Source organism: Streptomyces sp. N50, assembly GCF_033335955.1.
Taxonomy (GTDB): domain Bacteria; phylum Actinomycetota; class Actinomycetes; order Streptomycetales; family Streptomycetaceae; genus Streptomyces.
On sequence record NZ_CP137549.1, the window covers coordinates 2,868,079 to 2,883,897 of the forward strand.

Annotated in this window: 15 protein-coding genes; 4 read left to right on the forward strand and 11 right to left on the reverse strand. The window is 69.7% G+C overall.

What is annotated here, in order from left to right; genetic code table 11:
• Together R2B38_RS12535 and R2B38_RS12540 are read right to left on the reverse strand one after the other, a co-directional pair.
• Complete coding sequence (locus tag R2B38_RS12535; protein WP_318016300.1) at window positions 1–480, reverse strand: GNAT family N-acetyltransferase; 480 nt, start codon at window positions 478–480, stop codon at window positions 1–3.
• A gap of 19 nt (window positions 481–499) precedes the next feature.
• The gene (locus R2B38_RS12540) at window positions 500–1,120 is read right to left on the reverse strand and encodes a TetR/AcrR family transcriptional regulator (RefSeq protein WP_318016301.1); all 621 of its coding nucleotides are present in this window, start codon (window positions 1,118–1,120) and stop codon (window positions 500–502) included.
• Window positions 1,121–1,246: 126 nt separating this feature from the next.
• Here R2B38_RS12540 and R2B38_RS12545 point away from each other — a divergent pair, with 126 nt between their 5' ends.
• Window positions 1,247–1,795, forward strand: coding sequence for an isochorismatase family cysteine hydrolase (locus R2B38_RS12545; RefSeq protein WP_318016302.1), 549 nt, complete (start codon window positions 1,247–1,249; stop codon window positions 1,793–1,795).
• A gap of 23 nt (window positions 1,796–1,818) precedes the next feature.
• On the opposite strand, the gene R2B38_RS12550 is transcribed toward R2B38_RS12545, so the two are convergent.
• A complete protein-coding gene (locus tag R2B38_RS12550; RefSeq protein ID WP_318016303.1) occupies window positions 1,819–2,553 on the reverse strand; it encodes an SDR family oxidoreductase in 735 nt (244 codons plus the stop codon).
• A gap of 174 nt (window positions 2,554–2,727) precedes the next feature.
• On the opposite strand from R2B38_RS12550, the gene R2B38_RS12555 reads away from it, so the two are divergent.
• Entirely contained in the window at window positions 2,728–3,576 is an 849-nt protein-coding gene (locus tag R2B38_RS12555; protein ID WP_318021658.1) for a helix-turn-helix transcriptional regulator, read from the forward strand.
• A gap of 5 nt (window positions 3,577–3,581) precedes the next feature.
• On the opposite strand, the gene R2B38_RS12560 is transcribed toward R2B38_RS12555, so the two are convergent.
• Window positions 3,582–4,319: an SDR family oxidoreductase gene (locus R2B38_RS12560; protein ID WP_318016304.1), complete on the reverse strand. Its 738-nt coding sequence runs from the start codon at window positions 4,317–4,319 to the stop codon at window positions 3,582–3,584.
• Window positions 4,320–4,475: 156 nt separating this feature from the next.
• On the opposite strand from R2B38_RS12560, the gene R2B38_RS12565 reads away from it, so the two are divergent.
• Window positions 4,476–4,946, forward strand: a complete 471-nt coding sequence (locus tag R2B38_RS12565; protein ID WP_318021659.1) for an Rrf2 family transcriptional regulator — start codon at window positions 4,476–4,478, stop codon at window positions 4,944–4,946.
• Between the two features lie 75 nt (window positions 4,947–5,021).
• On the forward strand, window positions 5,022–5,717 hold the full coding sequence (locus R2B38_RS12570) for a DUF899 domain-containing protein (protein ID WP_318016305.1): 696 nt from the start codon (window positions 5,022–5,024) through the stop codon (window positions 5,715–5,717).
• Between the two features lie 13 nt (window positions 5,718–5,730).
• On the opposite strand, the gene R2B38_RS12575 is transcribed toward R2B38_RS12570, so the two are convergent.
• From R2B38_RS12575 to R2B38_RS12605, 7 genes are all read right to left on the reverse strand, one after another.
• Complete coding sequence (locus R2B38_RS12575) at window positions 5,731–7,698, reverse strand: TIGR03960 family B12-binding radical SAM protein (RefSeq protein ID WP_318016306.1); 1,968 nt, start codon at window positions 7,696–7,698, stop codon at window positions 5,731–5,733.
• Between the two features lie 86 nt (window positions 7,699–7,784).
• A complete protein-coding gene (locus R2B38_RS12580; protein WP_318016307.1) occupies window positions 7,785–9,308 on the reverse strand; it encodes a CYTH and CHAD domain-containing protein in 1,524 nt (507 codons plus the stop codon).
• A gap of 105 nt (window positions 9,309–9,413) precedes the next feature.
• On the reverse strand, window positions 9,414–10,610 hold the full coding sequence (gene rodA / locus R2B38_RS12585) for a rod shape-determining protein RodA (RefSeq protein ID WP_318016308.1): 1,197 nt from the start codon (window positions 10,608–10,610) through the stop codon (window positions 9,414–9,416).
• Entirely contained in the window at window positions 10,607–12,871 is a 2,265-nt protein-coding gene (gene mrdA, locus R2B38_RS12590; RefSeq protein WP_318016309.1) for a penicillin-binding protein 2, read from the reverse strand. The genes rodA and mrdA overlap by 4 nt, the downstream gene beginning before the upstream one ends.
• Before the next feature lie 96 nt (window positions 12,872–12,967).
• The gene (gene mreD / locus R2B38_RS12595) at window positions 12,968–13,636 is read right to left on the reverse strand and encodes a rod shape-determining protein MreD (protein WP_318016310.1); all 669 of its coding nucleotides are present in this window, start codon (window positions 13,634–13,636) and stop codon (window positions 12,968–12,970) included.
• A gap of 19 nt (window positions 13,637–13,655) precedes the next feature.
• A complete protein-coding gene (gene mreC, locus R2B38_RS12600; RefSeq protein WP_318016311.1) occupies window positions 13,656–14,597 on the reverse strand; it encodes a rod shape-determining protein MreC in 942 nt (313 codons plus the stop codon).
• Between the two features lie 169 nt (window positions 14,598–14,766).
• Window positions 14,767–15,786 (reverse strand): rod shape-determining protein, encoded by a 1,020-nt coding sequence (locus R2B38_RS12605; protein WP_019065566.1) that lies wholly within the window; start codon window positions 15,784–15,786, stop codon window positions 14,767–14,769.
• Between the last annotated feature and the right edge of the window lie 33 nt (window positions 15,787–15,819).

Here is a 15,819-nt window from a genome sequence, read left to right on the forward strand (position 1 = left end):
TCAAGGGTAGGGGTCGCTGCGGCAGACCCGGGCGTGCAGCAGCCGGGGCGAGGAGGCGAAGCCGCGGCGGGCGTACGCCGGGATGGCCCGGGGCGAGGAGTGGACGGTGACGCGTTCGAGCCCGAGGTCCTGAGCGCGGGCCAACACCGCCTCCACCAGCCGTCCGCCGACACCGCCGTCGCGCTCGCCGGGGATGACGTACACGCACTGCAGATCACCGCTGGCCCGCCGCAGGGCCTGCGGGCTCGGCACCCGTTGGACCACGGCCAGCCAGGCCATCCCCATGAGCGTGCCGTCCCGTACGACGACCATGCACCGGTGTGAACTCCCGTTCTCCTCAGCCCAGTCGACGAAGTGCCGTACGAACTCCGCCCGGGTGGTGACAGGTTGATCCCCGCCCTCAAGGAACCAGCGCCACCGGAGCCCCGCGACGACGTCCAGCTCGGCGGGTTCGGCGGGGCGGATCGTGATGTCGTCCACCCGTGCATTGTGCGGCAGTTCAGCGGTCGTCGGCAGGGGGCGCCAGCAGCGCCTCGACGATCTCCCGTAGCGGCGCGGCCAGTTGGGCGGCGGTCGCGTCCCGCAGGGGGCGCAGGCCTACGGCGGACCGTACGACGGCGACGCCGACGCCGAGCGCGACGAGGAGTTCGGCGCGCAGCAGGCGTTCGTCGTCCTCCCCCGCCGGGCCCTCGCCGGACGCTTCGAGGATCTGGCGGCTGAACTCGTCCAGGGCCTTGCGGCGCAGCGCGTCCACGCGCTCGTCGCCGGACCCGCGCAGCAGCATCAGGACGGGGTGTTCGCCGAACTCCGGCCAGGCACCGGCGGACAGTTGGTGACTGAGCGCCTCGGCGAGACCGGCCCGGTCGTGCGGGAACTCCTCATCCCGGCCCAGGAAACGGGGAGTTGAGGCCAGCGCCGCCTTGAACAATCCCTCCTTCGAGTCGAAGTACCGCTTGATGAGCGCCAGGTTGACCCCGACGTCGGCGGCGACGTCCCGCAACGTCGTGCGGTCGTACCCGAGCCGGGTGAACCGGCTGCTCGCGGCCTCCAGCAGCGCCTGCCGGGTCGCCGCAGCGTCCCGCCGCCGGGGCTCGTCGGCCTCATTCACGTCACCCGTCACCACCGGCGACCTCCCTCGACCAGCTCAAGTAATCACTCGTTGACATGACTACAGGGCATGGTTACGTTAGGCAAGTAATCACCTGATGACTTAGCGACCGAGCACTCAGCTCACGGAAGGACAGCCATGTCCGAAGCCCTCCTCGTCATGGACGTCCAGCGCGTGATCGTGGACCGTTACCCCGACCCGGACTACCTGCCGCGCCTGCGCAAGGCGATCGAGACGGCCCGTGCGAACGGCGTCCGCGTGATCTACGTGACCGTCGGCTTCCGCCCCGGCGCCCCGGAGATCAGCCCCCGCAACAAGCTGTTCGGCAGGCTCGCGGGTGTCACCCTGCCGACGGCCGCCGCCCAGGCCAACGAGATTCACCCGGACGTGGCCCCCGGCCCCGACGACATCCTCGTCACCAAGCGCCGCGTCAGCGCGTTCGCGGGCAGCGACCTCGACATGGTCCTGCGGGCGAACGACATCGACCACCTGGTCCTGACCGGCATCGCCACCAGCGGCGTCGTCCTGTCCACCCTGCGCCAGGCGGCCGACCTGGACTTCACCCTCACCGTCCTGTCCGACGGCTGCCTCGACAACGACCCGGAGGTCCACCGCGTCCTCACGGAGAAGGTGTTCCCGATGCAGGCGGAGGTGACGACGGTGGCGGACTGGGTCGCCGCGCACTGAACTCCCCTGATCTATACCGGACTTCAGCCCTGCGCCGTAGGCCTGACGACGATCTCGTTGACGTCGACCTCCGCGGGCTGGCTGACGGCGTAGACGATCGCCTCGCCGATCGCGGTGGCCGGGATCGCGATGCCCATCATGTCCTCGGCGACCGCGCGCATGTCCAAGTCGCCGATGCCGTCGGTCAGTTCGGTGCGGGTGAAGCCGGGGCTGATGACCGTGACGCGCAGGTCGCGGCTCTCCTGCCGCAGGCCTTCGGAGATGGCGCGGACGGCGTACTTGGTGGCGCAGTAGACGGCCGCGGTGGGGTCGACGCGGTGCCCGGCGACGGAGGCGACGTTCACGACGTGCCCCGCGCCCTGCTCGCGCATGACGGGCAGCACCGCGGCGATCCCGTGCAGCACACCGCGGATGTTCACGTCGATCATGCGGTTCCACTCGTCGACCTTCAGCGCCTCCAGCAGCGCCAGAGGCATCACGCCCGCGTTGTTGACGAGCACGTCGACCCGGCCGTACGACTCCCGCGCGGCCCGGACGAAGTCCCGCACGCTCTCCAGGCTGGTCACGTCCAGCTCTCGGTGCTCGGCCGTGCCGCCGGCCGCCTGGATGTCCTTGGCCACGGCGGCGAGGCGGTCGGCGCGCCGGGCGCCGAGGAACACCCGGTGCCCCGCCGCGGCCAGCAGCCGGGCCGTGGCCTCGCCGATACCGCTGCTCGCGCCGGTGATCAGGACGGCCTTGGACGGGACGGTGGTGGTCATGTGCAACCCCTTGGAGGAGAGCCGATCGCGCGGCGGTGGTCCACCGCGTCTTCCGTGCTGTCCGAGCATCGGCGGGATCGGCCCGATGAGGCAGGACGAGGCTTCCTAGGTGTGCCACACCTAGGAAGCGGGAGCGGGGCGGCGGGACCGCCGTAGGCTTTTGGGATGGACGGCATGGACGGTACGGACGGCTACGCGCTCGGCGACTTCCTGCGCGCCCGGCGGTCCCGGCTGACGCCCGCCGAAGTGGGTTTTCCCAGTTCCGGGGCGCGTCGGGTGGCCGGGCTGCGGCGCGAGGAGGTCGCCGTGCTGGCCGGGGTCAGCGCCGACTACTACGCCCGGCTGGAGCAGGGCCGCGAGCGCAGCCCGTCGGGCCAGGTCGTCGACGCCATCGCCCACGCCCTGCGCCTCGACACGGACGCCCGCTGGCACGCGTACCGCCTGGCCGGCCTGGTCCCGAGGCCCGTCCCCGCCGAGCCGTCCGACGAGGTGGACCCGGCGCTGCTCCAGTTGATGCGCGCGTTCCCGACGGCGGCGGCGTACGTCATCAACCGGCGCCTGGAGGTCCTCGCGTCGAACGCGCTCGCCGACGCGCTCCTCGCGCCCCTGGGCGACCGCCGCCGTATGGTCCGCTCGCTGTTCCTGGACCCGGCGGCCCGGGACCTGTTCGCCGACTGGGAGCACGTGGCCCGCTGCTCCGCCGAGGCGCTGCGCCTGGCCACGGGGCACGACCGGGACGACCGCGAACTCGGCTCCCTGATCGCCGAACTCCTCGGCGGGAGCGAGGAGTTCGCGACGTTCTGGCAGGACCACAGCGTCAGCCGTCCCGGCCGCCAGTCCAAGACCTTCAACCACCCGGACGTGGGCCGCGTCACCCTCACGTACCAGACGTTCGACGTGCAGAGCGCCCCCGGCCAGTGCCTCCTGGTCGGCACGGCGGAGCCGGACACGGAGGACGCGGCGGCGCTGGCCCGGCTGGGGTCCCCGCACGCGGCCGGAACCCCCGAGGCACCCCTGCCGTAAGCGAGTCACCGCCCGGCGAGCCAGTCCGTGTAGTGGGTGGCGGTGACGCGGGCGCCGTCCGGGGCGGTGAGGACGTCACCCGGGGCGGCGGCGAACATGCCGGCCGCGTCGTCGGTGACCACGGAACCCGCGCCGCCCTTGGCGGTCAGGGTGATCCGGCCGAGGTCGTCGAGGGGGTAGACGTCCGGGCCCGCGATGTTGAGGACACCGTTCAGCGGGGCGCCCGCGGCGACCTCGGCGACGACGGCGGCGACCTCCGCGGCGGCGATCGGCTGGATCGGCGTACGCGGCAGCCGGACGGTGTCGCCCTCGGTGGTCATGGCGAGGGTCGCGTCCATGAACTCCATGAACTGCGTGGCGCGGACGATGGAGTACGGCACCGGCCCGTCCTTGAGGAGATCCTCCTGGAGGACCTTCGCCCGGTAGTAGTCCAGTCCCGGCACCTGGTCCACGCCGACGATGGACAGGATGACGAAGTGCCCGACCCCGCCCTTCTCGCTCGCGGCGAGCAGGTTGTCCATCGAGGTCTGGAAGAAGCCGATCGAGGCGTCGTCGAAGGTCGGTGAGTTCGTGAGATTGACGACGGCGTCGGCGCCCGCGACGGCCGCCTCCAGCCCCTCACCGCTGATGATGTCCACGCCGGTGGACTGCGAGTGCGGCACTGCCTGATGCCCCGCCGCGTTCAGGTTCTTCACGACCTGCGACCCGATCAGCCCGGTTCCGCCGATGACTGCGATCTTCATGGCCTACGCCTTCCGTAGATGACTGACGTCCGATATGTACCGCCGCGTGATCGCGACGGCACCCCGAAACCAAACCCGGACACTTTCTATCCGAGATAATACTCGGACAATGCATATCCGAGTCAACGGGGGTCTGAGTAAAATGGGCGAGTGAAGATGTCCGGCGGAGTCGAGTGGGCCCTGCACTGCTGCGTTGTCCTGACCTCGACGGCGGCCCCGGTCCCGGCCGCCCGCCTGGCCCAGTTCCACGACGTGTCCCCGACCTACCTCGCCAAACAGCTCCAGGCCCTCTCCCGCTCCGGCCTGGTCCGCTCGGTCCAGGGCAAGTCCGGCGGCTACGTCCTGACCCGCTCCCCCGCGTCGATCACGGTCCTCGACGTCGTCGAGGCGATCGACGGCCCCGACCCGGCCTTCGTCTGCACGGAGATCCGCCGGCGCGGCCCGATGGCCACCCCGCCCGAGGCCTGCGCCACGCCGTGCGCGATCGCCCGCACGATGGCCGCGGCCGAGTCGGCCCGCCGGGAGGCCCTCCGCTCCGTCACGATCGCCGACCTGGCCCGCGACGTGGAATCGGACTCCGGGGACGGGACGCTGGCCGGGGTCGGTGTGTGGCTGACGTCCGACTGACCGATGAGTTCCGGAGCCCGGCGCGGTCTACCCCCGCACAAGGCACAGCCACGCCCACAAGCTCTGCGAGGGACCATGACCGCCGACGCACTGCCGCCCGTCGTCGACAGCACGACCTGGGAGACGCAGCTCGCCTCCCTCCGCGCCCGCGAAAAGGCCGCGACCCGGGAACTCGACGCCATCGCCGCCGAGCGGCGCCGCCTGCCGATGGTCGAGATGCCCGACTACACCCTCGACGGCGCGGACGGCCCGGTCCGCCTGGCCGAAGTCTTCGACGGCAAGCGGCAGTTGATCGTCTACAACCACATGTGGTTCGCCGGGAAGGAATGGCAGTGCTCGGGCTGCACCGGGTTCACCTCGCAGTACACGCGCCTGGAGTTCCTCGACAGCTACGACGCCCGGTTCGTCATCGTCACCCAGGGCCCGATCGACGAGGCCCTCGCCTACAAGGAGCGGGTCGGCAACCGGATGCCCTGGTACTCGACCGCGAACAGCCCCTTCGGCACCGACGTCGGCGCACCGCCGGACGGCGGCTTCGCGGTCAACGTGTTCCTGCGCGACGGCGACACCGTCTACCGCACCTGGCACACCGACGGCCGGGGCACCGAGCAGCTCAGCCACAGCTTCGCCCTGATCGACGTCCTGCCGTACGGCCGCCAGGAGGAATGGCAGGACTCCCCCGAGGGCTGGCCCCAGTCACCCACCTACAGCAGGTGGGCGGGGTCCAAGGACATCGCCGCGGCCTACGGCCCCTCGGACCCCGTCAGCTGACCGACGCACCCGGTCAGTGCGTGTGCCCGCTCCCCGCAGGCTGCTTCACCGTCAGCGGGAGCAGCTTCTTGCCCGTGGGGCCGATCTGGATCGACGTGTCCATCTGCGGGCACACCCCGCAGTCGAAGCACGGCGTCCACCGGCAGTCCTCGACCTCGGTCTCGTCGAGGGCGTCCTGCCAGTCCTCCCAGAGCCAGTCCTTGTCGAGGCCGGAGTCGAGGTGGTCCCAGGGGAGGACCTCCTCGTAGGTCTTCTCGCGGGTCGTGTACCAGTCGACGTCGACACCGAAGGCGGGCAGCGTCTTCTCGGCGCAGCGCATCCAGCGGTCGTAGGAGAAGTGCTCGCGCCAGCCGTCGAAGCGGCCGCCGTCCTCGTAGACCGCGCGGATGACCGCGCCGATGCGGCGGTCGCCGCGGGAGAGCAGGCCCTCGACGATGCCGGGCTTGCCGTCGTGGTAGCGGAAGCCGATCGAGCGGCCGTACTTCTTGTCAGCGCGGATCTTGTCCCGGAGCTTCCCGAGACGCGCGTCCGTCTCCGCCGCGCTCAGCTGCGGGGCCCACTGGAAGGGCGTGTGCGGCTTGGGGACGAAGCCGCCGATCGAGACCGTGCAGCGGATGTCGTTCTGGCCGGAGACCTTGCGGCCCTCGGCGATCACCTTCATCGCCATGTCGGCGATCTGGAGGACATCGTCATCGGTCTCCGTCGGGAGGCCGCACATGAAGTACAGCTTCACCTGGCGCCAGCCGTTGCCGTACGCCGTGGAGACCGTGCGGATGAGGTCTTCCTCCGACACCATCTTGTTGATGACCTTGCGGAGGCGCTCGCTGCCGCCCTCCGGCGCGAAGGTCAGGCCGGACCTGCGGCCGTTCCTCGTCAGCTCGTTCGCCAGGTCCACGTTGAACGCGTCCACGCGGGTGGACGGGAGGGACAGGCCGACCTTGTCCTCCGTGTAGCGGTCCGCCAGACCCTTCGCGATCTCGCCGATCTCCGAGTGGTCGGCCGACGACAACGACAGCAGGCCCACCTCCTCGAAGCCCGTCGCCTTCAGGCCCTTCTCGACCATCTCGCCGATGCCCGTGATCGACCGCTCGCGCACCGGGCGCGTGATCATGCCCGCCTGGCAGAAGCGGCAGCCGCGCGTGCAGCCGCGGAAGATCTCGACCGACATCCGCTCATGCACCGTCTCCGCGAGCGGCACCAGCGGCTGCTTCGGGTACGGCCACTCGTCGAGGTCCATGACCGTGTGCTTCGACACCCGCCACGGGACGCCCGACTTGTTGGGCACCACGCGCGCGATGCGGTGGTCCGGCAGGTACTCGACGTCGTAGAACGCCGGGATGTAGACGGAACCCGTCTTCGCCAGGCGGAAGAGGACCTCCTCGCGGCCGCCGGGGCGGCCCTCCGCCTTCCAGGCTCGGATGATCTTCGTCATGTCGAGGACGGCCTGTTCGCCGTCGCCGATGATCACCGCGTCGATGAAGTCCGCGATCGGCTCGGGGTTGAAGGCCGCGTGGCCGCCCGCCAGCACGATCGGGTCGTCGAGCGTCCGGTCCTTCGACTCCAGCGGGATGCCCGCCAGGTCCAGGGCCGTGAGCATGTTCGTGTAGCCGAGTTCGGTGGAGAAGGAGAGGCCGAACACGTCGAACGCGCCCACCGGGCGGTGGCTGTCGACCGTGAACTGCGGGACCTTGTGCTCCCGCATCAGCGCCTCCAGGTCCGGCCACACGCTGTACGTGCGCTCGGCGAGGACGCCCTCCTGCTCGTTCAGGACCTCGTAGAGGATCATGACGCCCTGGTTGGGCAGACCGACCTCGTAGGCGTCCGGGTACATCAGCGCCCAGCGGACGTCGCACGACTCCCACGGCTTGACCGTGGAGTTGAGCTCACCGCCGACGTACTGGATCGGCTTCTGCACCTGCGGGAGCAGGGCTTCGAGCTGCGGAAACACGGACTCTGCGGCCGCAGCGACTTCGGCAGGCATCTCGCGAACCTTCGTGAGCGGGACTGAACGGACGGGTGACCATCCAGACTAACGCGATCCCGGACCTCACCCGTACGCACCAGCGGTCACACCTGTACGGACCCCTCGGCCACGATCGTCTTCCACGCCTCCGGCAGGGCCGCCTCCACCGCGGCCGCCCGCTGCTCCTCGCGCCCGTACAGCACCCCGTACGTGAAGGAGCTCTCCCCCGCAGCGTGCGCCACTGCGGACAGCTCCCGCAGGGTCACCCGGACCATCACGCTGTCCTGGTGCTCACCGAGCAGGCTGGTCAGCGACTTCATCGACTTGACGAGCGCCCGGGCCGGAGTACCGAGAGCCGGTGTCGCCGCCTCCGCCGCGTACCGGGTGCGCTTGGCCTTCTTGCGGGCCTCGTGCAGGGCGAGATCGCGGTCCGGGCCGGGCGGCGCCTCGATCGCCTCCTCGACGAGCGCGGAGACCTTCCCGAAGTCCTTGCGTACGGCCTTGCCGATCACCTTCTCCGGCTTGCCGGCCGCGTCCGCCAGCACGGGCGGTTCGGCGACCAGCGCGTCCAGGGTGTCGAGGAGGCCGAGATACCGCTTGGAGTCCAGGACGCCGATCAGCCGGCTGCGTGATCCGCCGCGCCGGGCGTTCGCCCAGGTGTCCAGGCGGGCGCGGATCGGGCCGGAGATCAGGGCCGGGGGCAGTTCACCGAGGACCGTCGTCAGCCGCTCGGTCATGACCTCGCGGTCGCGGTCGACCCCCAACTCCCCCGCCAGCCACTTCAGTTCCTCGCCGACGGGGTCGGTGACCGCGCGGTCGAGAACCTTGCCGTACGAGCGGAGCGTGCTGCGCAGTCGGCGGGTGGCGACGCGCATGCGGTGCACCGAGTCGTACGCGTCCTGCCGTACGGCCGGGTCGAGTTCGAGGATCGCGTCGCGCTGGGCGCGGACGTAGACGAGGACGTGGTCGCCGGCGGTCGTGGGTTCCCCGGGGGCGGGCGGCGCCTTGCGCTTCTTCTTCCCCGGCCCCGACGGGCGCGTCTCCGCCAGCGCCCGCGCGAGTTTGGAGGACGACGAGGACGGCCGTACGCCCGCCTTGCGCAGCCGCTTCTCCACCTTGTCGAGGAACACCGGGTCGCCGTCGTCGGCGAGTTCGACCTCGATCTCGGTCCACTGGGCGGTGCCGCCGCCCTCGGTGAGGCGTTCCGCGTGGACGGCGTCCACGCTGACCTCGGCGAGGAGCTTGCCCTGGGCGTCCATGAGGTGGCGTACGTCGCGGTCGGAGCGCAGGCGGACGGCGGGCAGCAGCTCGGCCTCGCGCACGCGGGAGCGGACCAGCGCGGCGAGGGTGTCCGGCACGGTGTCGGAGAGCGGTTCCCGGATCTCGTCGCGGACACCGGGCGCGACCGGCACCTTCAGATGCCAGCCCGCGTCGTCTCCGCCGGTGCGGCGGCGCAGGGTGAGCGCGGCGGCGGCGAGGCGCTCGTCGGCGGTGTCGTAGTACACGGCGTCGAGGTTCATGACGCCCTTGTCGATGACGGCCTTCACCCCGGCGACGCCGGTCAGGTCGGGCAGACCGCTGTCGTCGGACTCGTACTTACGCTCGATCTCGCGCTTTGTGTCCGCCATGCACCGAATCTAGTTGCTGACGAGCCGGGATGGCAGGGGGCGTCCCAAATGAACCCCGGGGGAACTCGGGTAAATGGGGCGGTAACGACCGGGCAAAAGTTGTGACTATGCGGACATCGGGCGCTGCACCCGGATCGACTGCAGCAGCCCCACCGCGAGCCACACCGCGAACATCGACGTACCTCCGTACGACACGAAGGGCAGGGGCAGACCGGTGACCGGCATGATGCCGAGGGTCATGCCGACGTTCTCGAAGGCCTGGAAGGCGAACCAGGCGACGATCCCGGCGGCGACGATCGTGCCGTAGAGCTCGGTCGAGTCGCGGGCGATGCGGCAGGCGCGCCACAGGACCACGCCCAGGAGGACGAGGATCAGGCCCGCGCCGACGAAGCCCAACTCCTCGCCCGCGACGGTGAAGACGAAGTCCGTCTGCTGTTCCGGGACGAACTGGCCTGTTGTCTGCGAGCCGTGGAACAGGCCCTCGCCGGTGAGGCCGCCCGAACCGATCGCGATGCGGGCCTGGTTGGTGTTGTAGCCGACACCGGCCGGGTCCAGGCTCGGGTTGGCGAAGGCGGCGAAGCGGGCGATCTGGTACTCGTCCAGGAAGTGCAGCTGCCACACGGCGATCGCGCCCAGGGTGCCCGCGCCGAGCAGGCCGAAGATCCAGCGGTTGGACGCGCCGGAGGCCAGCAGGACGCCGAGCACGATGATGACCATGACCATGACCGAGCCGAGGTCGGGCATCAGCATGACGATCATCATCGGGACCGAGGCGAGACCCAGGGCCTGGAGGACCGTGCGGTGGTCGGGGTAGGGCTTGTCGCCCGCGTCGACCCGGGCGGCGAGGATCATCGCCATCCCCAGGATGATCGTGATCTTCACGAATTCCGAGGGCTGGAGCGAGAAGCCGCCGCCGAGCACGATCCAGGAGTGCGCGCCGTTGACCGTGGAGCCCAGCGGGGTCAGCACCAGCAGGATGCCGAACACCGAGGCGCCGTAGAGGAACGGGACGACGACGCGCAGGGTGCGGTGGCCGACCCAGATGACGCCGATCATCAGGGCGATGCCGATACCGGTGTTCATCAGGTGCCGGATCAGGAAGTAGTACTGGTCGCCCTGGTTGATCTCGGTGCGGTTGCGGGTCGCCGAGAAGACGAGGAGCGAGCCGATCAGGGACAGGCCGACCGCCGACAGCAGTATCGGCCAGTCCAGCCGGCGGGCCAGCGAGTCACGGGCGAACACCCGTGTCCAGCCGGCCCGGTCGGGCCCGTATCCGGAGACGGAGAAGCTGTTGCCGGTCATGTGAGCATCCTCCGGCTACCCCTTCTGCGCGGACGCCTGCGGGTGTTGCTGTTGGTGGTGGACGGTGAGGGCGCGATGGCGGGCTGCTGGGTGTCGTCCGCGGGCGTGACGCCCCCCTCGGTCGCCTTCTCCTGCTGCTTCTCCAGCTCCTTGGCCGGGTCGGCGGTGATCTTCGGGGAGGCGATCGTGCCGTCGGCGCGGACCTTCGGGAGGGTCGTCTGCGGCGAGGGCAGCATCGCCTTCTTCTTGTCGATGGAGCCGTCGGCCTGGACGCCGTACATCGCGTTGTAGATGTTGCGCACGGCCTCACCGGAGGCGCCGGAACCCGTACCGGCCTGCGCGATCGTCATGACGACCGTGTAGTCCTTGGTGTAGGTGGCGAACCAGGAGGTGGTCTGCTTGCCGTAGACCTCCGCCGTACCCGTCTTGGCGTGCAGCTCGATCTTGTCCTGCGGCCAGCCCTGGAACTTCCAGGCGGCGGTACCGCTGGTGACCACGCCCGCGAGGGCCTTGTCGATGCCCTTGTGGGTGGCCGCGCTGATCGGCAGCTTGGCCTTCACCTTCGGCTTGATCTCCGTGACCGTCTTGCCGTCGGCGCTGACGATCGCCTTGCCGATGGTGGGGACGTACTCGGTGCCGCCGTTGGCGAGCGCGCCGTAGATCATGGCCTCCTGGATCGGGGTGACGAGGGTGTCGCCCTGGCCGATGGAGTAGTTGATCGAGTCGCCCTCGCGCATCTTGTTGCCTTCGAGGCAGTTCTCGTACGCGATCTGCTGGACGTACGTGCCGCCCTTCTTGCCGGTCTTGCACCAGTAGGCCTTGTTGGCCTCCCAGGTCTCCTGCTTCCACTTGCGGTCCGGGATGCGGCCGGTGACCTCGTTCGGGAGGTCGACGCCGGTGGTCTTGCCGAGGCCGAACTGGTGGGCCGCCTTGTAGAAGTAGTCCTTCGGCTCACCCTTCTTCGGGTTGATGCCGCCGTCCTTCTTCCACTGGGCGTCCGCGAGACCGTAGAAGACCGTGTCGCAGGAGACCTCCAGCGCGCGGCCCAGCGAGATGGGGCCGAAGTTCTCGCCCTCGAAGTTCTTGAAGACCTGGCCGCCCACCGAGTACGAACTGGTGCAGGGGTAGCCGCCGTCCCAGGTGTAGCCGGCCTCGACCGCGGCGGCCGTGGAGACCACCTTGAACGTCGAACCGGGCGCCGACTGACCCTGTATGGCCCGATTCAGCAGCGGGTAGTCGGAGTTCTTGCCGGTGAGCTGCTTGTAGTCCTTGGCGGAGATGCCGCCGACCCAGACGTTCGGGTCGTACGTCGGCGCGGACGCCATGGCGACGACGCGGCCGGTCTTGGCCTCCATCACGACGACGGCACCGGAGTCGGCCTTGTAGTTCTCGCCCGTGATCTTGTCGTACTGCTGGCGGGCCGCCTTCATCGCCTTGTCCAGCTGGTACTCGGCGACGCGCTGCACGCGGGCGTCGATGCTGGTGACGAGGTTCGAACCGGGCTGCGGGGCATCGGACTTGGCCTTGCCGATCACGCGCCCGAGGTTGTCGACCTCGTAGCGGGTGACGCCGGCCTTGCCGCGCAGCTCCTTGTCGTACTCGCGCTCCAGGCCCGAGCGTCCGACCTGGTCGGAGCGCAGATACGGCGAGTCGGAGTCCTTGGCCTGGGTGATCTCGTCGTCGGTGACCGGCGAGAGGTAGCCCAGCACCTGGGCCGCGTTGGCGTCACCGGGGGCCGCGTAACGCCGTACGGCCTCGGGCTCGGCGGTGATGCCGGGGAAGTCCTCGGCGCGCTCGCGGATCTGCAGGGCCTGCTTGGCGGTGGCCTCGTCGGTGATCGGGATGGGCTGGTAGGGCGAGCCGTTCCAGCAGGGCTGCGGGGTCTTCGCGTCGCACAGCCGGACCTTCTGGATGACGTCCGCGGGCTTCAGCCCGAGCACGCCGGCCAGCTTGGTGAGAACGGCTTTGCCGTCGTCCGCCTGCTTCAGCAGGTCGGTGCGGGAGGCGGAGACCACGAGCCGGGTCTCGTTGTCCGCGAGGGGCACACCGCGCGCGTCCAGTATCGAACCGCGCACCGCGGGCTCGACGACCTGCTGGACGTGGTTGCCGGACGCTTCCTTCTGGTACGCGGCGCCCTCACGGATCTGGAGGTACCAGAGGCGCCCGCCGAGGGTGCCGAGGAGGGAGAGGACGAGGATCTGGATGACGACGAGCCTGATCTGAACCCGTGGAGTCCGACCGGTCTCCGGGATATTGGTCATGTGGTGCTGCCTCCCCCTCTCAGTGCGTGTACGCGTCGATGCGTGTATGAGTCATATACGAACTGCCTGTGAGGCCGTGCGCCAACTCCCCGGAGTTCAAAGCCTCTTGACCCCCTTGATACGTCCCGCACGGGCCACGCGGGCGCGAGCGGTCTTCATCTTCAGGCCGCCGCGCTGGCCGCCGATCTTCAGGCCGGTGCCGGAGGAGAGCCAACCCGAGGAGATGTCGGCCGACTTGGCGGCGTTGGTCTCCGCGAGCGGGTCGTTGTCGGCACGCCGGGCCAGCGCCATGATCCCGGGGACGACGAACGGCGCGAGCAGCAGGTCGTACAGGGAGGCCGTGAACAGCAGGCTGCCGAGGCCCACATGGCGGGCTGCGGTGTCGCCGACGAGGGCGCCGACACCGGCGTAGAGCAGGGTGGCGCCCATCGCGGCGGCGACCACGACGGCCATCGGGCCGGTGGCCGACTTCAGGCGGCCGTTCTCTGGCTTGGCCAGGCCCGCGAGGTAGCCGATGACGCACAGGACGAGGGCGTAGCGGCCGGCCGCGTGGTCGGCGGGCGGGGCCAGGTCGGCGAGGAGGCCCGCGCCGAAGCCGATGAGGGCGCCCGACACATGGCCGTAGACCATGGCGAGGCCGAGGACCGTGAGGAGCAGCAGGTCGGGGACGGCGCCCGGGAGGTGGAGGCGGGCGAGGACGCTCACCTGGATCACGAGGGCGACGACGACCAGCGGCACGGAGAGCAGGATCCGGTTGACACGCATGGGGAAGGGCTCCTAGCTCCTACTGCTGTTGCTGGCCGTCGACCGGCGCGTTCGCGGACGGGGTGACCGTGACGGTCACCGTCGGGGTCGGGGTCGGCTTGGGCTTCGCGGGCAGGACCGTGTCACGCGGGTCCTTCTTCGGGGCCTCCACGACCACGCCGACGATGTCGAGCTTGGTGAAGTTGACGTACGGCGTGACGTACAGCGTGCGGGTCAGGCCGCCGCCGGAGGGGTCGACGCGGGAGACGACACCGACCGGGACACCGGGCACGAACGGCTTGTCGGCCTGCGAGCCGAAGGTGACAAGACGGTCGCCCTTCTGCACCTCCGCCTTGCCGTTGAGGAGTTCGACGCGCAGCGGGCCGTCACCCTCGCCGGAGGCGAAGCCGAGTTCGTCGTTGCCCTCCATGCGGGTGCCGACGGTGAAGTCGGGGTCGTTGGCGAGGAGGACGGTGGAGGCGTCGGGACCGACGGTCGTGACACGGCCGACGAGTCCATTGCCGTTCAGGACGGTCATGTCGCGCTTGATGCCGTCGTTGGCGCCGACGTCGATGGTGATCGTCCAGGAGAAGCTCTGGGCGGCTCCTATCGCGATGACCTGGGCGCCCTTGATGCCGTACTGGCCCTCGCCGGCCACCTTCAGCATCTTGTCCAGCTGGGTCAGGCGGCTGCGGTTGCGGTCGTCGCTGCCGAGCTTCGCCTTGAGGGCCGCGTTCTCCTTCTCCAGGACGGCGAGCCGGTCGTGCCGCTCGCCGGAGTCGCGGACCGCGGAGACCGCGTCACCGACCGGGTCGACGGCGGACGACACGCCGTTCTCGATCGGGCCGAACACGGTGGCCGCGGCCCGGCGGGCTCCGTCGACCGGTGAGTCCTGCCCTCCCCGGATGTCCACCGTGATCAACGCGAACGCTACGGCGATCAGCAGCACCAGGAGCAGCCGGCTCTCTCGTGTGTCCCTCACGTGCGGCGGCCGTGCCTTCCTCATAGAAATGTGCAGAGGTTCGGGTATGCAGGTGTGTAGGGAGGCCCGCCAGGTGTGAATGGGGGCCTATGTCGGAGCCTATGCCTCCGTATCAACGATCCGCCGCACGAGAGGAGATCATCCCGTACGGCGGAATCGAAGCGTTACGTCATCTGCGCGGCTGGGCGTCCAGAACCTGCTGGAGCGCCTCGAACTCCTCGACGCACTTGCCGGAGCCGAGCGCCACGCTGTCCAGCGGGTCCTCGGCGATGTGGATCGGCATGCCGGTCTCCCGGCGCAGCCGCTCGTCGAGGCCCTTCAGCAGGGCTCCGCCGCCGGTCAGAACGATTCCTCGGTCCATGATGTCGCCGGACAGCTCCGGCGGGCACTTGTCGAGGGTCGTCTTCACCGCGTCGACGATCGCGTTGACGGGCTCTTCGATCGCCTTGCGGACTTCGCCGGCGGAGATGACAACGGTCTTGGGCAGGCCGGAGACCAGGTCCCGGCCGCGGATTTCGGTGTGCTGGTCGTCGTCGAGGTCGTACGCGGAACCGATCGTGATCTTGATCTGCTCAGCCGTCCGCTCACCCAGAAGGAGCGAGTACTCCTTCTTGATGTGCTGGATGATCGCGTTGTCCAACTCGTCGCCCGCGACGCGGATGGACTGGGCGGTGACGATGCCACCGAGCGAGATGACCGCGACCTCCGTGGTGCCGCCGCCGATGTCCACCACCATGTTGCCCGTGGCCTCGTGGACCGGCAGGCCGGAACCGATGGCCGCGGCCATGGGCTCCTCGATGATGTGCACCTGGCGGGCGCCGGCCTGGGACGACGCCTCGATGACGGCACGGCGCTCGACGCCCGTGATGCCCGAGGGCACACAGACGACGACGCGGGGGCGGGCCAGATAGCGCCGCTTGTGGATCTTCAGGATGAAGTAGCGGAGCATGCGCTCGGTGATCTCGAAGTCGGCGATGACACCGTCCTTCAGCGGACGTACGGCAACGATGTTGCCGGGCGTGCGCCCGATCATCTTCTTGGCTTCGGAGCCGACCGCGAGAATGCCACCGGTGTTGGTGTTGATCGCGACGACGGACGGCTCGTTGAGTACGATCCCGCGACCCCTGACGTACACCAGCGTGTTGGCGGTCCCGAGGTCGACAGCCATGTCACGGCCGATGAACGACATTGAGTTCCCCATCAGGATTCGTCTGGCCTTCCT